Source organism: Blautia fusiformis, from assembly GCF_020686995.1.
GTDB classification, from domain to species: Bacteria; Bacillota; Clostridia; order Lachnospirales; family Lachnospiraceae; genus Blautia_A; species Blautia_A fusiformis.
This window is the reverse complement of record NZ_JAJEPT010000005.1, coordinates 151668-168405: the sequence shown is the minus strand read 5'-3', so window position 1 is coordinate 168405 and position 16738 is coordinate 151668. Positions and strand designations below refer to the sequence as shown.

General features: G+C 39.3%; 19 protein-coding genes. All 19 read right to left on the bottom strand.

The window, feature by feature from the left end:
• Position 1 precedes the first annotated feature (1 nt).
• A complete protein-coding gene (locus LKD46_RS06445; RefSeq protein ID WP_110103868.1) occupies positions 2-1174 on the bottom strand; it encodes a hypothetical protein in 1173 nt (390 codons plus the stop codon).
• 104 nt (positions 1175-1278) lie between these two features.
• A complete protein-coding gene (locus LKD46_RS06440) occupies positions 1279-2259 on the bottom strand; it encodes a transglutaminase-like domain-containing protein (protein ID WP_146207175.1) in 981 nt (326 codons plus the stop codon).
• 11 nt (positions 2260-2270) lie between these two features.
• Entirely contained in the window at positions 2271-2483 is a 213-nt protein-coding gene (locus LKD46_RS06435; RefSeq protein ID WP_110103869.1) for a hypothetical protein, read from the bottom strand.
• Positions 2476-2991 carry a hypothetical protein gene (locus LKD46_RS06430; RefSeq protein WP_110103870.1) on the bottom strand — a complete coding sequence of 172 codons (516 nt, stop codon included), beginning with the start codon at positions 2989-2991 and terminating at the stop codon, positions 2476-2478. Before LKD46_RS06430 ends, LKD46_RS06435 begins: the two co-directional genes overlap by 8 nt.
• On the bottom strand, positions 2988-3569 hold the full coding sequence (locus LKD46_RS06425; protein ID WP_110103871.1) for a hypothetical protein: 582 nt from the start codon (positions 3567-3569) through the stop codon (positions 2988-2990). Before LKD46_RS06425 ends, LKD46_RS06430 begins: the two co-directional genes overlap by 4 nt.
• Before the next feature lie 122 nt (positions 3570-3691).
• Positions 3692-4435 (bottom strand): hypothetical protein, encoded by a 744-nt coding sequence (locus LKD46_RS06420; protein ID WP_110103872.1) that lies wholly within the window; start codon positions 4433-4435, stop codon positions 3692-3694.
• Positions 4436-4452: 17 nt separating this feature from the next.
• Positions 4453-4617 (bottom strand): hypothetical protein, encoded by a 165-nt coding sequence (locus LKD46_RS06415; RefSeq protein WP_158526492.1) that lies wholly within the window; start codon positions 4615-4617, stop codon positions 4453-4455.
• Positions 4618-4689: 72 nt separating this feature from the next.
• Positions 4690-5391, bottom strand: a complete 702-nt coding sequence (locus tag LKD46_RS06410) for a hypothetical protein (protein WP_110103873.1) — start codon at positions 5389-5391, stop codon at positions 4690-4692.
• A 153-nt stretch (positions 5392-5544) separates the two neighbouring features.
• On the bottom strand, positions 5545-7224 hold the full coding sequence (locus LKD46_RS06405; RefSeq protein ID WP_110103875.1) for a ThiF family adenylyltransferase: 1680 nt from the start codon (positions 7222-7224) through the stop codon (positions 5545-5547).
• A gap of 13 nt (positions 7225-7237) precedes the next feature.
• A complete protein-coding gene (locus LKD46_RS06400) occupies positions 7238-7831 on the bottom strand; it encodes a hypothetical protein (RefSeq protein ID WP_110103876.1) in 594 nt (197 codons plus the stop codon).
• A 16-nt stretch (positions 7832-7847) separates the two neighbouring features.
• Positions 7848-8186: a hypothetical protein gene (locus tag LKD46_RS06395; protein WP_110103878.1), complete on the bottom strand. Its 339-nt coding sequence runs from the start codon at positions 8184-8186 to the stop codon at positions 7848-7850.
• Between the two features lie 129 nt (positions 8187-8315).
• A complete protein-coding gene (locus LKD46_RS06390) occupies positions 8316-8660 on the bottom strand; it encodes a hypothetical protein (RefSeq protein WP_110103879.1) in 345 nt (114 codons plus the stop codon).
• Positions 8661-8804: 144 nt separating this feature from the next.
• On the bottom strand, positions 8805-9257 hold the full coding sequence (locus LKD46_RS06385; protein ID WP_110103881.1) for a TerY-C metal binding domain-containing protein: 453 nt from the start codon (positions 9255-9257) through the stop codon (positions 8805-8807).
• Between the two features lie 98 nt (positions 9258-9355).
• Complete coding sequence (locus LKD46_RS06380; protein ID WP_158526493.1) at positions 9356-10636, bottom strand: type IV secretory system conjugative DNA transfer family protein; 1281 nt, start codon at positions 10634-10636, stop codon at positions 9356-9358.
• On the bottom strand, positions 10636-11223 hold the full coding sequence (locus tag LKD46_RS06375) for a ClpP family protease (protein ID WP_110103884.1): 588 nt from the start codon (positions 11221-11223) through the stop codon (positions 10636-10638). The genes LKD46_RS06380 and LKD46_RS06375 overlap by 1 nt, the downstream gene beginning before the upstream one ends.
• On the bottom strand, positions 11223-11408 hold the full coding sequence (locus LKD46_RS06370; protein ID WP_110103885.1) for a hypothetical protein: 186 nt from the start codon (positions 11406-11408) through the stop codon (positions 11223-11225). Before LKD46_RS06370 ends, LKD46_RS06375 begins: the two co-directional genes overlap by 1 nt.
• 658 nt (positions 11409-12066) lie before the next feature.
• Positions 12067-13062 (bottom strand): hypothetical protein, encoded by a 996-nt coding sequence (locus LKD46_RS06365; protein ID WP_110103887.1) that lies wholly within the window; start codon positions 13060-13062, stop codon positions 12067-12069.
• Positions 13063-13073: 11 nt separating this feature from the next.
• Entirely contained in the window at positions 13074-13742 is a 669-nt protein-coding gene (locus tag LKD46_RS06360) for an HD domain-containing protein (protein ID WP_110103888.1), read from the bottom strand.
• The gene (locus LKD46_RS06355; RefSeq protein WP_110103890.1) at positions 13739-16732 is read right to left on the bottom strand and encodes a WYL domain-containing protein; all 2994 of its coding nucleotides are present in this window, start codon (positions 16730-16732) and stop codon (positions 13739-13741) included. The genes LKD46_RS06360 and LKD46_RS06355 overlap by 4 nt, the downstream gene beginning before the upstream one ends.
• Positions 16733-16738: the final 6 nt, after the last annotated feature.

Here is a 16738-nt window from a genome sequence, read left to right as displayed (position 1 = left end):
CTTATCTTCGTAAGTCAACATAACCCTCAAAGGTATCTGCCTGAACCAAACAGATTCCTTTCTGCATATCATGTATTTCCTCTTTACGATACTGAGCTTCCCATACTGGAACATGCTGCACGTAGTGGTCCACTCGATTAGTGTCCAGAAGCCGGTCCAGCACTCGGTTATTTGAAATCCTTCTGTCTCGATCGCAGGCATACGAATTTCGCACTACTGGAATCTGTCCAAATCTCTTCGACGAAATCTCCTCGCAGCTTTCCATCCTTGAATGAGCTGTGTATATGTATCTTCGGAAATATTCATCTATCTGTTCACTCCAGTCAGCTGTATGTCCCGAGAAATAATCCTTCGCAAAGAAGTTAAAATTAATATCGGACGAGGAAACATTCAAAAGCCGAAGAAGCTCATTACCATATTTCTTGCATCCCTCCAACACCATCAGACTTACCTGCTTGCCGCTTCGTTTTGCTTCCAGAATGTCCCATCCAATCATCTCAAACAAAAGTTCTTTCATCTCTTCACTCATATCAGATTTGATGATGAAGCAGAGCCGATCCCCCTGCCCAAGCGTAGAAATAGATTTACTGCGATCCTTCTTCAAAGAAAAACTACGATCAAGGCGATTCAGAATCCTCTTCAAATGAATACGGCCACTAGAACAATCTGAATAATCTTCAAACCAATCTCTGCATTCATCCTGTGTCATTTCGCCGTTAACAACTGCTGTATTCAGTGCTCTCTCAACAGCAGAGGCACGCAGGTACTTCTGTAGAAGTGCCTCATCGCTGGTATGATGGGCCTCCCCAATTTCACTCTCAAGTTCTGTCAGGAAATCAATATACGCCATCACATCATCAGCTTTTTCCTGATCAACACGGCACCTTTTCAGGATTTCCACCATTCTTTCCTTCATATCGACATCACAGCCTGAAAAAGCAGGGAAGTACCGATGTGCATAAGAAGGCAGATAACCTTTATTTCTTGAATCAGATTCAACAATCTGAGAAACAGCCGGAAGCATATCTTCGGAAGCAATTACCACCTGCACAAAATGCTGCTCAGCAGCCTTATACAGAAGTTTCTTAAAGACAATAGCCGTTACTGCTTCGTCATCTCCCGAGCACATCCAACCACTGATGTCACGATTCATCAAACTCATGATTTCATTCATCCATTCTCACCCTTTCTAAAAACTGTTATCTAACATCACTATCAATATATCGAAACGCCAACATATCGTCCTTCGCATATCGGTAAAAACAGTTAACAATATTTCTAACATGTCATTTTTCTTATAAATTCCGGAGTACAATTACAGGAAAGTACCTCAGAACTATTTTCAAAAATTGATCGATCTAGAAGATGAACCATCCCCCAATGATATAGAGGATCTTTTCTGCAGATTGCATCAGTGACATCTATATAAAACCAACCACCGCAAAGAAATACCATATTCCATGCATGCCCTTCTCCATTCCGTGTTCCACGTATATACCTGCAGGGAATTCCTAACTCTTTAAAGATGGAACAGATTGCCAGAGATATGCCCATACAAACAGCCGTGTTATTTATGATTGCGCTATACGCGGTATATTCGAGTTTCGTAGAGTTTTCTATACGCCCATAGTGCCAGTTGTTTACACAATATCGGACAACCGCATATGCTTTTTTCCAATCCTCGATACCACTCAGCTTAGCCTGGCGAACTATCTCGTTGATCTTTTCTGTTATCTTTGCTTTTCGGTCTGTCCATTCCCTGTAGCTGCAGGAATATTGAAAACGAATGACCTGCGCCATATATCTGCATTCTTCCATTCGCTTTATTTCGGACGATAGTCCTGATACATAACAATTCAACAGCTGATGAGATTCCAGCAGGTTACTTTTCTTTCCCTGGATTTGCTCATGCAGGTGAGCCGGATACACAATAAGCAAATTTCTTCTGTGTAAGCTAGCCGCATAGATTGTCGCCTCTCGCAGTTCAGAAATCGATTCAACCCTCACTACCGACGAAGAAAGAGTATTTGTATATTCGACTTGAAGTATCAGTTTTGCCCACAAGCCATAATCTTCAACTTGAAGCTGAAGTGTTTTAATACATAAAATCAATCGAGGGTCTGCCTCACACACTTCGTGAAGAACAGATCCCCTTCTGATAACCTCTGGCATCACGTTAACCGAAATACTCTGGTCACGTTTCGTTGCCATATGTTCTGCTAACACAGATGCAGCCGCTCTGAGTGTGTTACAAACCATATCATGCCTCCCTATACAAGAAAGTAATCAAGCAGAGCAAACACCAGCATGAAGATCATGTTGTTGAAAAGAAGTTTGCGGATCTCCACCACATCGAACTTTCCGTTCTTGATAAATGCGTTAGCAACCACTGCAACAACAAATAAGATCAGGCTGATCAGTGCAAAAATATAGGAATAAGCTGCCAGAGCAATAAAACCACGTTCAAGAATCTTGTTAATCATTTTCTCTTCCTCCATGTGTGAAAACATTTGTCATTTGGCCTGCAATTGCTTCCAATCTATCGGTTAGCCTTTCAAAATTGTGGAAAGCAAAATGCACATCTGTATTTAACTGTGCATGCAGCTGAGGCATGCTCAGCTCTGTCCGTATTGAAGGATGTTCTTTCAGCCCAAATGCTGTCACCAGAATCAATACAGCCAGTATCGTAGCAATTCTTGCTGTTTTAGCCGTCTTCCTTGTCCAGCGAATCAGATATCTTAGCAGGAGATTAATCGGCTGATATCTTGATGTGTTCTCTTTGACGATATATCTTTCCTCGTCAAAATCTCCTGCATAACATTTTTCACGGAACTTCTCGTCATAGCAGCTCTCGCAAACAAACAGCATACTGTCAACATTGCCATTCTGGTATTGAATGTAATAACCTTTCTGTGTAAAACACCCACATCCCGGTTGCTTGCATTCCTTCATTGTGTTTAGTGCTACCCTCTTGGCAATGTATCTGCTCATGTAAGAATCACTCCAATCTCGTCAACCTGACTATGTTTATCTTTAACTGCAATCTGAATCTCGCTGTTACCTCCAACGATCATATAAATGATATCCATAAGCATATCATCCAGAGTCTTGTTGTCCAGAAGATTAAAATCCGGAGATCCACTTGGACTTGTTCTATAAAGGCCTACAATAGCAATTTCTTCTGCTCTGGAAATCTTTCTCAGATTCATAACATCATCCTTGGTAAAAAAATTGGCGGTTCCTTTGCCTGCCTGAACGCTATCAATCATTTTTTCTACTACAATCTTATAGCCAGCATCAGTAACTTCCTTTTTTCCCATAAGATAGCCAGCATGAAAGCCTGGTTTTCTGCCTTCCGGAGCAATCTGTTCAATAGCATTCGTGCTCAGTTCAACTATCTTTGCTGCGAGTGGATAGTCTCTATTGCCGCTTGTTTCATAACACTCCTCACAGACAAATCTGGCCATATTGCTATCACGGAGCATATAACCATTCTGTGAAAAACAGTGACAGAAAGTGCATTCCTGATGCTCCGGTAAACGTGTAATCATCGCGATTCTTCTACTCATCTCTTATTCCTTCCTTTCAATAAACTCTTATCTGCTGTTTACAAAATGATTATATGAAAATACGTTTTCTCCCTCATTGGTATATCGGAAGAAAAGGTTATACTATTTCATTGTTTCTGTATTTATTCGTTTCCAATCCCATCTGTATTTGCATCTGACATAGCTCCTGCATCCATATCCTGTGTACTAATAACGTCCTGCTCTGCATCTAAAAAGGATTCCTCGAAATCGCTTCTGTTCTCCATTGGCGCTTTTCCTTTCTCCATCTGCATGTCTTCTTGCTGAACCGCACTATCTTTCGATTCAGATTTTTCTTCCGTTTGTTCAATTACCGCCGGAAACTTTGCATCTCGATTGATTACTGCACCATTTTGGTAACCACCATCTGTCACAACCTGAATTGCTCCACCCTCACGCGGTTGCTGCTCTGGATCCATCATAGAAAACTTGCTCTGTGGGGCAATTTCTCCAATTATCAGATTCTGATCTCTTCCAAGCTCTACGGTAGTCTCAAATTCTGCATTATTTGTATACGGCAATGCTCCATTGTTGATTCTGTCAGCAGGAGTGTTTCCTAATGATTCTTTTGCTACAAATACTCCGGAACTGCTCTCTATGCCATGCGTTGTAACAAAACGTTCTCCTGCATGAGCATGACGAACTTCCATTCTGCTATTGGATGAAAAAGAATTCTTAAGATCACTACGTGCCTCCTGACTAATCCCTCTAGAATCCATCAGCTTATTGAAACCAGCATTACTCAACTTTGCACTTTGATCAGTCACCCCCGGCTGCTGGTAGCGGCTAGCTGCAGTATTGTTATGAAATTGCTCAACATTCTGGCGAATATACTCGCTTCTATCCATATGTTTGTCCTCACAAATTAATAAGTTGGATCTGCCCAAACGACAAAGGTAGGAATCTGATCCTCATTTACTATATTTTCCATCGCTTCTTTGATTTCTAATTGATTTAATAAAGCTGATTTCCAATTCGCTTTGATAGTATCTCCATCTATCGTAAGTAATTCAAAACATGAGTTTTCCATTACAGATTCCGCAAAATCTAATTTCACAAAACGTGAAAATGCATAAGCGGATGCGAAAAAATGTACTGCTATTTAGGGATCGTCCTCACAGAATTTCCTCAATATATCTATCGGACTATCTTCCATATCAATCTCACATACAACAGTTATTCCTAGAAGATTCTCGAATACTATTTTTGTACCCACACCACCATTAAAGAATGTCATAAGTTTGTCACACCAACTTTGATTTACATATCTCTTCAGTTTCTCATGGTTCAAAATAATAGGATTGCACTTTAAAACGTTCATTACTCTATTTTTCTGCTCCTGAGAGTTTTTAAGAGCGTCTTTAGAGATTCCCATAATTGCAGACGAACAATGACCAATCTCAATAGACTCCTCAGTGACATTCTGTAAGGAAAGCGTTTCAATTACATTAGTCAAAAAGTCGGAAGGAGTCTCTCTCCTTGTGTTGTCCCAGCTAGGATGACCATCAATATATACATGCGGATGCGCAAGCTGATTACCGATGCTTTCCTGATAATATCTGCACCGAGACTGATAGATTGGTGTAAAATGCACATTTCCTCTTTTTTTATAGAAGGTATTTCTCGGAAACTGTACATAAACATTGCCAGTTCGATCAGATCCCCTTAGTGGGTATCCGCTGAATGCCATAATAATGAAATTTCCGTCAGCAGAATAATATGTATTAGCCGTCAAACTTTCACCTAAACAGTCAGTTACGATGCTCGCTGCAATCTCAGCAATAATCAAATTGTAATCTTTCATCTTTTTTCATTCTCCTTTTCTTGCAAATTTGCTATACTCCTGCGCTCTTTTGTGAAAGCTAGTATCTGATAGGCCTTAACGTTTCTTATATTACAAATCAAAGGAGAGGGACCTCCTTTCTGACCTCTCCCCTTCATTATTCATCTCTTCTTTCTATTCCGCCTCCTTATCCGTAAAGCACAGTTTCACAAGATAATCATGCGCATCGCCCTCAACGAGATAAATATGCTCTTTCGGGAGCTGCCAAAGAACAGGATCCACATCACAACCTTCCGGTACTTCGATTTTGGCATAGGCATCGGTACTTCTGTAGGCTACAGGAATATTCAAACTCCATTCCAAATCAAGTCTATATAAAGGAATATCTTCCGAAAAAACTGCATTCATCTTCTCCCATAGTTCATGCTTCGGATGCGTTCTGTCAAATTCAATGCAACGAATCCCTTCGTTCTCTGCTAATACGTCAAACAACTCACTCTTGATTTTAGATGGAAGTTTTCCGTACTTAAAAGTTCTGAGTGCTGCCTTGTCACGAACAAATCCATTTCCAACTGAATTCAGGATGTACTTCCATGCGGTCTTCACATCTTCACTCTTTCCAAGCAGATAGTTCAAAGCAAGATCCATGGTCATACCGGCAATCTGGGCCGAAAATCCCATAACCTGCGCCTGCGTTTCATCAGGAATATCACTGCAGCTTCTGCGCTCTTCCAGCGTCTGACGATAACCATTTCCCCAGACATACTCAAGATCCACGACTGAATCAGCAGGAAAGCTTACTACATTTCCCGTAAACTGATCGCCGATGGTTCCTGTTCCACAGGTAATATGTGGAATATGATACAACTTGCAGCCACGATCAATATAGTGACGAACTGCAGCACTATCTACAGGTGAAAGCACCAAATCGAACTGTTCAAAAAATCCCCAACCCAGATCACAGATATTAGCATTGATACCAGTTACATTAATTGAGAAACAACTTTTTTCAGCCGCAGCTTTAGCAAGCTCCAGTGCTTTAGGGCGTCTCAGCGAGGTCTCATTAACCATACTGGATCTAGGCAAATTCCAATACTCGTAGGCATCCATATCCACAATCGTAATATCGTTTACACCGCTGTTCATTGCATACTCAACAAGAAGATTACCAATAGTACCGGCGCCAACAATCAGAACCTTCTTTCCTGCCAGTTCCTGAATCGAATGCAGAAATCTTTTATCAATCTCTGCCTTCTGAGTTTCCGTATAATTACGTGTCGTATGAAATACAGACTTTTTTACCTTCTTTCCTGCCACAAAATATTCTTCATCATTCTGAGTCACACACTTTGCAAACATATGCTCACAGACTGCCGCATCAGCAACGAACATATTGCACTCGTAAAACTTAAAATCTATATTCTTAAAGATGGCTTCCCAAGTTCCGTAGCGTGGAGAAACTACCATATAGACACTGTTGTCTCTGGACTGACGCATCATCTCATGATCAACCCCTGACCAAAATGCCTGATACTGAGCATGGGAATGGATGTTTCCGATGATATGCATATCCGGACAGTTCTTTTTAACATACTTCACTGCATTCATCAGGTAATCGGTTGTAAACTCAAATGTACTCGATGTACCAATTCTTTCCTCTTCATACAGGTCACAAACATGGGCGGTATATTTACCTGTAACGACATCTTGTGAAATATTACCAAGAAGAATTCCGCCACATTCATGCATTGGATCGCGGTAGATCATGCCGTTAATCTTACCAATTGCTAATTTATCAATAATAATGTCAGCCTTCTGACCTGACATAGTGTTCTGATTCATATCTCTTTTCATTCAAACTCCTCCCTTAGGCTGCATTCATGAGCATTGTAATCTTACTGCACCAACGTTTATTAACATAGCTCTCAAGCTTTCTGCGATCAGAAATAATTGGCTTGCACTTTAAAGTTCTGATTACTCTCTTCTGCTGTGCCTGTGCATTCTTGAGGGCTTCCATCTTTACCCCCATGATACCGGATGCACAAAGACCGACTGTAACAGAATCTTTTGTGACGTTCTGAAGAGAAAGGGTTTCAATGATATTAGCAATAAAGTCTACCGGCCTCTCTCTCTTACTGTTGTCCCAGCAAGGATGTCCATCATTGTACACATGCGGATGTGCAAACTGATTTCCCATACTTTCCTGATAATATCTACACTGTGCCTGCTGAATCGGAGTGTAGTGTACGTTACCCCTTCTTACGTAAAAAGTAGATCTAGGGAACTGTACATACACCTTACCAGTACGATTAGAATTTTTCAGTGGATAGCCATTGAACTCCATAATGATCGAATTGCCGTCAGCACTATAATATATATTGGAAGTAAGGCCGGATCCAAGGCAATCAATCACAATACTTGCTGCAATCTTAGTAAGGTCCATTGTGTAATCTTTCATCATACTCTCATCCTCCTTCTTACGCTACGATACTAGATACGCTTACCACGAACTTAGGAACCTGACCTTCGCTCTCGATGTGTGCCATCTCTTCTTTGATCGCTGGCTGATTACACAGTGCGGTCTTCCAATCTGCACGAATCGAATCTCCCTCGATGCCAAGCAGTTCGAATGCTGACTTCGCCTCATCGATATGTCCGTCCATAAGCTGATCAATCGCCTTCTGGTTTGAAAAGATCTGCGTAGCCGCAGTTGGATCCTCTTCATAGAACTTACGAATAATGCCCATAGGGCTGTCTGCTGTATCGATATCACAGTTAATGGTTACGCCTCTTACGGTCTCAAGTGTTGCTTTCATTGAGTTTCCTCCTCTTTCTTATCTGTTGTTGTCTCTCGACAGTTTACATATTCGTTATATCAATTTCCGACAACGCCCTCCTTACGCCATCGGAAGAAAAAATTGTTATCTTTTATTCCTGGATACCAATTACTTGGCTGCAACGATACTGGATACGCTTACCACAAATGCTGGAACCTGACCCTCACTCTCGATGTGTGCCATCTCTTCCTTGATCGCCGGCTGATTACACAACGCTGTCTTCCAGTCTGCTTTGATAGAATCACCCTCGATACTGAGCAGTTCGAATGCTGACTTCGCCTCATCGATATGTCCATCCATAAGTTGATCAATCGCCTTCTGGTTCGAGAAAATCTGCGTTGCTGCAGTTGCATCCTCTTCATAAAACTTACGAATGATACCCATAGGGCTGTCTGCTGTATCGATATCACGGTTAATGGTTACGCCTGTTACGGTCTCAAGTGTTGCTTTCATTGAATTTCCTCCTCTTTCTTATCTGTTGTTGTCTCTCGACTACTTACATGTTTGTTATATCAAATACGGAAAAAGCTCTCATTTTGCTATCGGAAATAAAAGTTCTCAAAATACTCTTTTCTATGCTTTTTTGCAAATATCATCTCACACCACCTTATCGCCAGGGTAATACTTTATGCCAGACTGCTTCATACCACTGCTGTCATAAGCCTCAATACTGTCCATAGTTCCAGATACCTTGCCAGAATTACCGCAGTATGCACAGGTAAAGTGCCCCTTTCCGTCATAGCAGGTAACACGTCTACACTTACCACATCGAACGATATCCTTATTCCCACAGACAGGGCAGTGATACGTTCGTCCAACCTGAAGTCCGTTCGTCAGATTAATCTTTTTATATTCAGCTTTAGCACCATCTCTTGAACTATTCGCTACATCCACGTTGTAGTTTCGTTCTCCGCGAAGCATGGTGAGTTTTCCTTTCTCATGTCCCAAAAGGATATCAAAGGATTCTTTGGTTACGCTACATCTTGCCGGAATTCGTTCCTCTACCAGAGGCTCCTTTACTTTTTTGAAGATTTCCATCAATGTTCCCATTTACTTCACACTCCTTTGCTTTTCATAAGTTAATCATACTAAACTCTCTGATTTCACTCAGTTCGGTATCGGAAAGAATAGTTATCGATTTATACCAATCAACGATCTTCCTCTGATCGCTGATTGGTTTTTTTCGTTTGAGTTATCTCTTTATAGAATTCGTCATTGAAAGTGTCGAACCTCGTAGAGAATACAGGCCTCTGTCCACGGCGAAATACTACAATCTGTCCGACTGGAAGATATAAAATTTCATCTAGCGGCACATTGAGCTTCAGGCTAAGTGATCTCGCTGTCTCATAGTTATTCCCACCGAAAAACACATAACTATCGCAATTGTCTATGATTTCGATTGCCTCAGCTTCACCGTACATCCTTTTCAGCTGAGATTCTGACTGCAAAAGAATTCCGAGAAAAGCAATTCCTTTCGCTCTACAGATACTTAATTTCTCCGGCATTTCGCTCACCTTTGCGCCGGTGGCAAAGTCATCAAAGATGATATCCACAGGTATAGGCAACACTCCCGTTTCACTCTCATCAGCAATTGTGAATAACTCGGAAATTGCCTGTGATACAAAAATGTTGGCCAGGCCATGAAGTGCCTTTTTAACAGGACTTGTCGTAATAAAAAGAATGGATTTCTCGCTCGTAAACTTATTAAAATTAATGGACGGCTTGGTTCTCATACTGTTTCTAATGCTGGAAGTAAATGCTCTTAATGTTGGATTCATAGAAACGTAAATCGACTTTGCCGTTTTCGGAGCAGCTTCTTTGAAGGTCTTCCAGCATGTAATCGCATAACAATCAGGTGCCACCTTTTCGATTTTCCTAAATACAGGATCAAGTGAAGTTGTAATGCCGCATCCAGACTCCTCGATTTTCAAGCTAAAATGCAAGTCTAGTACATCCGCAAAAGTTGGTTCATCCTTGGTCATCAATGTTTCTCCAGTCTCTGCACCTAACAACTGCTCAGAACTATCGTCCCAGAAAGGATCTGCTGTACTATGCTCTTTACGCTCATTTGCCATTACAATGCTATGGCATAAATCAGAAATATCTTCCTCTGATTTGACGTATGCCAGGGGATCATAACAGCAATTCCCTTTTTCTGGATTTGAAAAGTCGAGATCATAAACCTTAAAACCCGCAGTCTTGTATAAAAGCATATATTTATCAGCCAAATCTCGCTTAGTAAGAATCACAATTTTATTATTTGGCTTTGTGACCCTCAGTGCTTCCATAAGAGCTGGTTCAACAAATGAAACTGTTTTCCCACTTCCTGTCCCCCCAACGATGAGTACATTTCGATTCAATCCAGTCTCCTTCGGATTGCCACTGTAAATGCAATTGTTTCCAAGAATCATTCTCTCTGTACTACTCATTAGCATTCCTCCAACAATTTTCCAAAATCCACAATTTCGTCTATCAAACCAAATTTCAGACTTTCTTCTGCGTCAAAGTAGTGATCATATCCTGTTGCTTTCTCCACAGCTTCTTCTGTCTGTCCAGTATGTTTTGCCAGAATCTGATTCATTTTACGTTTTGTTTCCAGCAGGGATTCAGCGATAGATTTGATCGACGAACTATTTCCTCCAACACAATTTCCAAGCAAAGGCTCATGAATCATTACTTCTCCGTGGGGAAGTATATATCGACGATTACCACAAGCAAGTAAAACTGCCCCCATAGAATAGGCTCTGCCAATACAAAATGTACGAATAGGCGCCTTACTCGCCTGAATAACATCGTAATATACCATTCCGGAATTAATGCAACCACCAGGTGTATTAATTAAAAGGTCAATCGATCTGCTCGAATCCTGCATATTTAAAATCATAATTTTTTTCACAAATTCACACGCAGATTCTGCATTGATTTCACCCTCAATGAATACTTTGCGATTAGACATGAGCTTTGCATCAGCTGAAACCTGAGAGATTCCATTAGAGCTCTTCTCAATAATATTCATTAAGCTGCACCTCCTTCCTGCTTTCCGTCAAATGGATTCACTTTGATTTCTTCAGAAGCTACATTAATATCCCCTTCAGACTCATCATCAGAGTCGTCTGTAATACCGAGTCGTGTTGCAAGATGAGCAATCATCGCTTCAATATCGGTTCCTTCCATATCTTCCCCAACAACCTCAGTACGCATGGACTTTTCTCCTTTCATTCTTTACAACATTTTTTAATCATTATTAACACGTCGGTGTTTCATCCCGTAAACCTTTAGCCGTTTTGCGGTCGCTGTCAGCTGAACTCTACGCCCCAGCCACCAGGCGGTACGTTCATCTCTGAAGTACAGGTATAGAATACAAAAATTTCAAAATATCTTCAGTTTCGTATCGGAAAAAAAGGTACAAAAAAAGAAGTCTACGATTTTTTTTGTAAACTTCTTTTAAAGGCACATATAAAATTGAAGTGAGCTAATGTACTGCTACACGAAAAGTAAGTAATAGTAGCACCTATTCAGCAAACATCCCTACCATTGTGTGACAGCTTGCTATTCAAAATCATCTTCGAATATGCAATTCAAATCAAAACCACTGGGAATATTGTTGCAGAAATCTGAAAGCAATACCTCCATATCCGGAACATACTTTCTGAACAACTGATCCAAATAATAGAGTGTATCTTCCAAATATTCGTTCTCGCCATCAATGCTGAAATGCATTGAATAGCTTCTATCCCTCTTTGACTTGATTTCTAGCAGAATATCAATCGGAATCTTTTCAGTAATATTCGTCGGAAGATGTTCTAATAACCAGAAGGCTTCACAATAAGCCTTCTATCAGTATGTAACCGATAACTAATTATTTGTTCGCTTCAATTTCCTTTTTATACGACTCAAGGACACGCAACGTCTCCTTAATCATTGGATCGTTGATGTCTAACGGCATTTCAAGTTCAACTGGTGTATAGCTATTCCAGTTGCGATCAAAAATACCATCTCCATAAAGATTTTTCTGGCAAAGAACAAAAATATCTTTCCCCATTCCTATTGCCATTCCAGTTTCTAACTGCAACCAAGCCGACGAGTACCTACGGTGCATCGCCTCGGACTCTTTCTCGGAACCTTCTTTATCTCTATAAAAATACGCATGACTGCGTTCAAGACCTAACACAATAATCCCATGACAGCCTTCAATGCAACGTCTTGCTTTCTCCATCGGATTTCTACGATCAAAATCAGTCATTACACAGCGAACCGGCTTTATTCCAATCTCTTTAAGCTTATTACAAAACTCTTCAATAAACTCCGATTGCTCGAATGTATGTGGAGTAATAGTACTAATAAACATAGGAAAGCTTGCTTCTTGCTGTGTGTTTACCACCTCGTCAGCGATATCTTTATTTTTACGAAAAATCGCCTTGCTTACTTTTGTTTTTAAATATCGTTCGATAATCAGATTGACATTTTTGTAAATATCATCTGCATCCGAGTCCAAATAATTGTTTTCCATACCGGTATCATGTACCAAACGATTTCTTTTCAGCCGGATTTCATCTGCCCGCCTCATAATATCCTCAATTGCCGTTGAGTCAGTAGATGTCAGTTCGAACCTTGACGATCCATTGTTCAATGTATTTCTCAATCGAGCAATCAAAGAGCTGATTTCCTCTGTGCTCACATTCACTTTAAGAAGAACTGTCAAAATGTCTTTTAATATCGATTCCACAAACACTGACGACCAAATAGACGCAGACAGCAATTCTCTATTTTCAAATGCTTTCAAACAATTTGAAAGATGAATCCATGTGATATCTTGAAAGTAGTCTCGTTTCTTTATTATTTCTTTATAAGTCATCTAAGATCACCTCACATCAGGCAATTTTTGAGTGCCTTTATCTTACTAAGCTTATGCTCTTTTGTATCAATAATCATTCCATCCTGAATAACTACATCCGCCTGTGCCGATACATCAGCATAACAAAGTTCCAAAATCTGTTCCCAGCTCTCTTTGTTCGGTTGAAAATCATCAATATCAATCTTTTTCAGAGTCTTTTCTATATGTTTCTGCATATTTTCTTTAGTAATCGGTACTAAATACATATTCTCACGATTATACTCTTCTTCTGGAAGAACCCAGGAAATAAAGTCATCATGATGCTTAATGTAAAAACATATTTCCTTTATATCAGCATCGGAATATCCCATTTCCTTCAAAATAGGGCATGCCACCTTTGCTGATTTCTGTGCATGGCCATAGAAAACCAATCTGCCTTGCTTCTCCATAGCAACAATTGGTTTTCCAATATCATGAAAGAAAGCTGCTACCCGCAGTAATGCAGGTGCAGTTTCCTTAATTCCTGCAACTGTATGCATGGTGTGTAAAAACAAATCGTAACAGTGATGTGGGTTTCGTTGATCAAAAGCAACCATTACAGCAGCAGTTTCTCCAATAAGAACTGATACCTCATCCTTCGTCTTTAATGACCAAAATAACAGCGGATTAATTAACGAATATTCAAACTGTTCTCTCATCATCTAGCTACACCAGCCTTCTCACCTTTGGACGATTCCTTTGCCGGACATTTTTTAATGTGTTCCATCTGGTCTCTCAATTTACTCTGAATAATAACTGACAATCTGTGATTTAAATCCACCAGATGAATGGCTGAACCTAAACTCAATAATCGAAGAGCCATCTCTTTGCCATCTTGCTTCTGATAAAAGATGGATAAATGATAGATTCCAGTTTCAGAAATGAATTCGCAGCATTTTTTCCAAGGAGAAAACTCTGATAATACACGATCTGCAAATCCTGGTTTATCTTCAAATTCAATCTCAACTTTATCCATTTGTTGTTCACGATATGCTTCATGGAAAGCTTTTGTTTCATCAGAATCAAATGTTTTGCCTATATCCTCAATAGATATACATTGTGATAGATTATAGACCTTCAATCCCTCTTTTCTTCTACATGACAGGAAATAGCCCTTAAAACAATTATCCCGCTTCGAATACTCAACCAATATTGGCTTATAATTACCGGAAACAACATTTTTCTTACTGGAAATATATTTTATTTTCACAATATGTTCGCTGCTAATGGCGTCAAGTAACGGAACCAACACGGTACTCTCTTTCCACTCTTTTTTTGGCGAGAATTTGTATCGATCATAATAGTTAACTACATCCATCGGAAATGGTCTTATATCAATTGCCATCTCTGCCAAAAGTAATTTTATAGAGATGATTTCTTTCTCACTCAGAAAATAATGAATTTTTTCATCTTCAACGATTGTCTTAATCCAGCGAATTTCTACTTCTGACAATGGAATGACATCACGATACATATCAACTTTGGATAATGTCTCATATTTAGATTTGTAAATTGTTGTTCTATTCAGGGTTTCTTTTAGCATGAACCCGCCATCTTTCAACAATTCAACAAAAGTCTTTCCCTCCCTGAAAGATATTCCCAACATTTCTGGACCACACTCATCCTGGTATTGATACATAACTGTCTTACACAATGATTCAAGTTCTTTTTCTGTGTATCCACCAGAATGACTACAAATTTCACAGAATATGGCAGCAAAAATATGATAATAGGCACTAAAAATTTCATTGAACAGTTTATCGTGTTCCGTAGCCTTTATACCATCACCCAGTAATGATAAAAACTTCTCATCTGTTCGCCATATCTCTCTTTCAACTTTCGAAGTCTCCGTCTCGTCTTCAAACTCTTTGTTAATTACCCGACCGACAATTTGTTTAATGTCCATCTCGACAGAAAAGCCTTCATCATCATATCCAGTACAGGAAATAACTCGAGAATAAAAACTTCTAACAAACGGAATAACCTCTTTTATATCAGCTACCACTACACCAAAATCAATATATCCGTCTTCTTCATTTACAACAATTGTTCCATTTCTGGATTCTCTATAAATCCGATTCAGAATATAGTAATCTGTGTCCTTGTTATAATTGATTCGCACATGAAGTTCACGGAATATAGAATTCAATCTATCAATGTTCCGTTCCTGCACTGATCCTGACGAAACTCCCCATGTGTACTCCATTAATAGTTTCGCCTTGTTAATACTTCTATCAATATCCACATTGATTTCTTCATCTGTAAAATATGTAGACATGCATTTTTTAACATCATGGTCGTGGTAATATTGAATGGATTCAATAAACTCTAGCCTTAAAGGCGCACAACTTCTTTTGAATGGTTCATAGTACATCAAATACTCTCTGCCATTTATAGAACTAATTCTTAATTCCAAAGGATAACAGAGAATGGTAGTTTCAATATCATCTCGTTTATATGATATCAAACACCATTCATTGCTCTCGATTGCAGCCATCAAATCAATAGCATTATAGTCATTTAGCGAATGCATATAGTATTCATGCTTAATTCTAATAGAACTGTTATCACTTGTTTTCATTCGGTCCAATAAAAAGGTACCTATCTCGCCAAACAAATATGTTTTAGAATAAAAATCCAAGGCATATCGAATGTGATCAGAAAATCTATCATCTGCTTTACATCCCGCTTCCAATAGTCGTTTAATTGTCAACTTTGAAAGATACCAGTTATGATCTCCCTGCTTGCTTTTAGAAAATTCTTCGACTGCTTTTACCAATTCATATTTCAAATATTCTTCATCTACCGGAGTGTTAATCTTATTAATACCATTCCGGAATTCATCAAGTAATTCCGAAGAAAAAATAAGTTTTGAGTTATTTTGATCACACTGAATCACTCCAATATTATAGGGACGCTGCAATCTGTTATTTACATTCTTGACAAGAGATTCTTTATCGATTTCTCCTGCGTTACAATCATCTTCGTCAAAAAAACTCTGTTCATAAAACCTTGCCAAATCAGAGCTTTTCATTCTGATAGTAGCAGCACGAATTACTATCTTTAGTTTACGAATCTGCTCATCCGAAAATCCAAAATCTTCTGCCTTTTCTACTAATAAATCTTCGTTACTATAATATCCTTGTAACTGTTCTTCGATTTCCTGTCCCACATGCATAGATTTTACTACTCGGATTACAAGTTTTTCTTGAATATTAACCTTGCTTTCAAATCTTGCTGCAGCAGAACCATAAATATTTAGCGTATCCGTTCCATCTTCTAATTGAAACAAACTGTTCAGTGCTGCCAATGTATGAAAGAAGTAATACATAAAAGCTGGACGATCTGTTCCACAAAACCGATAGACTCTATGAAACGGGTTTATGCTCATAGATTGCGAATCACAGGAAACAAAAGTTATATGTTTTCCTTCTTCTATTCCTTTTTTTGGATTTTTCCGTTTTTTTATCTCTGACCACTCCATGTAGTCGTTCAGGAAATCATTCAATCGCTTCCGATCACTGTCATATGTACCACGTGAAACTGAATACTCGCTTCTATCTTTGAAGCCATAGGTATAATAATCCCGTAGCATATTTTTAAAACTACTGTTGAATTTCTGATTCGTTATATATTCTAAATGTGTTGCCACGTTTTT

Coding starts and splice junctions, on each gene's coding strand:
- LKD46_RS06445 (WP_110103868.1), bottom strand. CDS start 1,174: ATGAATGAAATCATGAGTTTGATGAATCGTGACATCAGTGGTTGGATG.
- LKD46_RS06440 (WP_146207175.1), bottom strand. CDS start 2,259: ATGGTTTGTAACACACTCAGAGCGGCTGCATCTGTGTTAGCAGAACAT.
- LKD46_RS06435 (WP_110103869.1), bottom strand. CDS start 2,483: ATGATTAACAAGATTCTTGAACGTGGTTTTATTGCTCTGGCAGCTTAT.
- LKD46_RS06430 (WP_110103870.1), bottom strand. CDS start 2,991: ATGAGCAGATACATTGCCAAGAGGGTAGCACTAAACACAATGAAGGAA.
- LKD46_RS06425 (WP_110103871.1), bottom strand. CDS start 3,569: ATGAGTAGAAGAATCGCGATGATTACACGTTTACCGGAGCATCAGGAA.
- LKD46_RS06420 (WP_110103872.1), bottom strand. CDS start 4,435: ATGGATAGAAGCGAGTATATTCGCCAGAATGTTGAGCAATTTCATAAC.
- LKD46_RS06415 (WP_158526492.1), bottom strand. CDS start 4,617: ATGGAAAACTCATGTTTTGAATTACTTACGATAGATGGAGATACTATC.
- LKD46_RS06410 (WP_110103873.1), bottom strand. CDS start 5,391: ATGAAAGATTACAATTTGATTATTGCTGAGATTGCAGCGAGCATCGTA.
- LKD46_RS06405 (WP_110103875.1), bottom strand. CDS start 7,224: ATGAAAAGAGATATGAATCAGAACACTATGTCAGGTCAGAAGGCTGAC.
- LKD46_RS06400 (WP_110103876.1), bottom strand. CDS start 7,831: ATGATGAAAGATTACACAATGGACCTTACTAAGATTGCAGCAAGTATT.
- LKD46_RS06395 (WP_110103878.1), bottom strand. CDS start 8,186: ATGAAAGCAACACTTGAGACCGTAAGAGGCGTAACCATTAACTGTGAT.
- LKD46_RS06390 (WP_110103879.1), bottom strand. CDS start 8,660: ATGAAAGCAACACTTGAGACCGTAACAGGCGTAACCATTAACCGTGAT.
- LKD46_RS06385 (WP_110103881.1), bottom strand. CDS start 9,257: ATGGGAACATTGATGGAAATCTTCAAAAAAGTAAAGGAGCCTCTGGTA.
- LKD46_RS06380 (WP_158526493.1), bottom strand. CDS start 10,636: ATGAGTAGTACAGAGAGAATGATTCTTGGAAACAATTGCATTTACAGT.
- LKD46_RS06375 (WP_110103884.1), bottom strand. CDS start 11,223: ATGAATATTATTGAGAAGAGCTCTAATGGAATCTCTCAGGTTTCAGCT.
- LKD46_RS06370 (WP_110103885.1), bottom strand. CDS start 11,408: ATGCGTACTGAGGTTGTTGGGGAAGATATGGAAGGAACCGATATTGAA.
- LKD46_RS06365 (WP_110103887.1), bottom strand. CDS start 13,062: ATGACTTATAAAGAAATAATAAAGAAACGAGACTACTTTCAAGATATC.
- LKD46_RS06360 (WP_110103888.1), bottom strand. CDS start 13,742: ATGATGAGAGAACAGTTTGAATATTCGTTAATTAATCCGCTGTTATTT.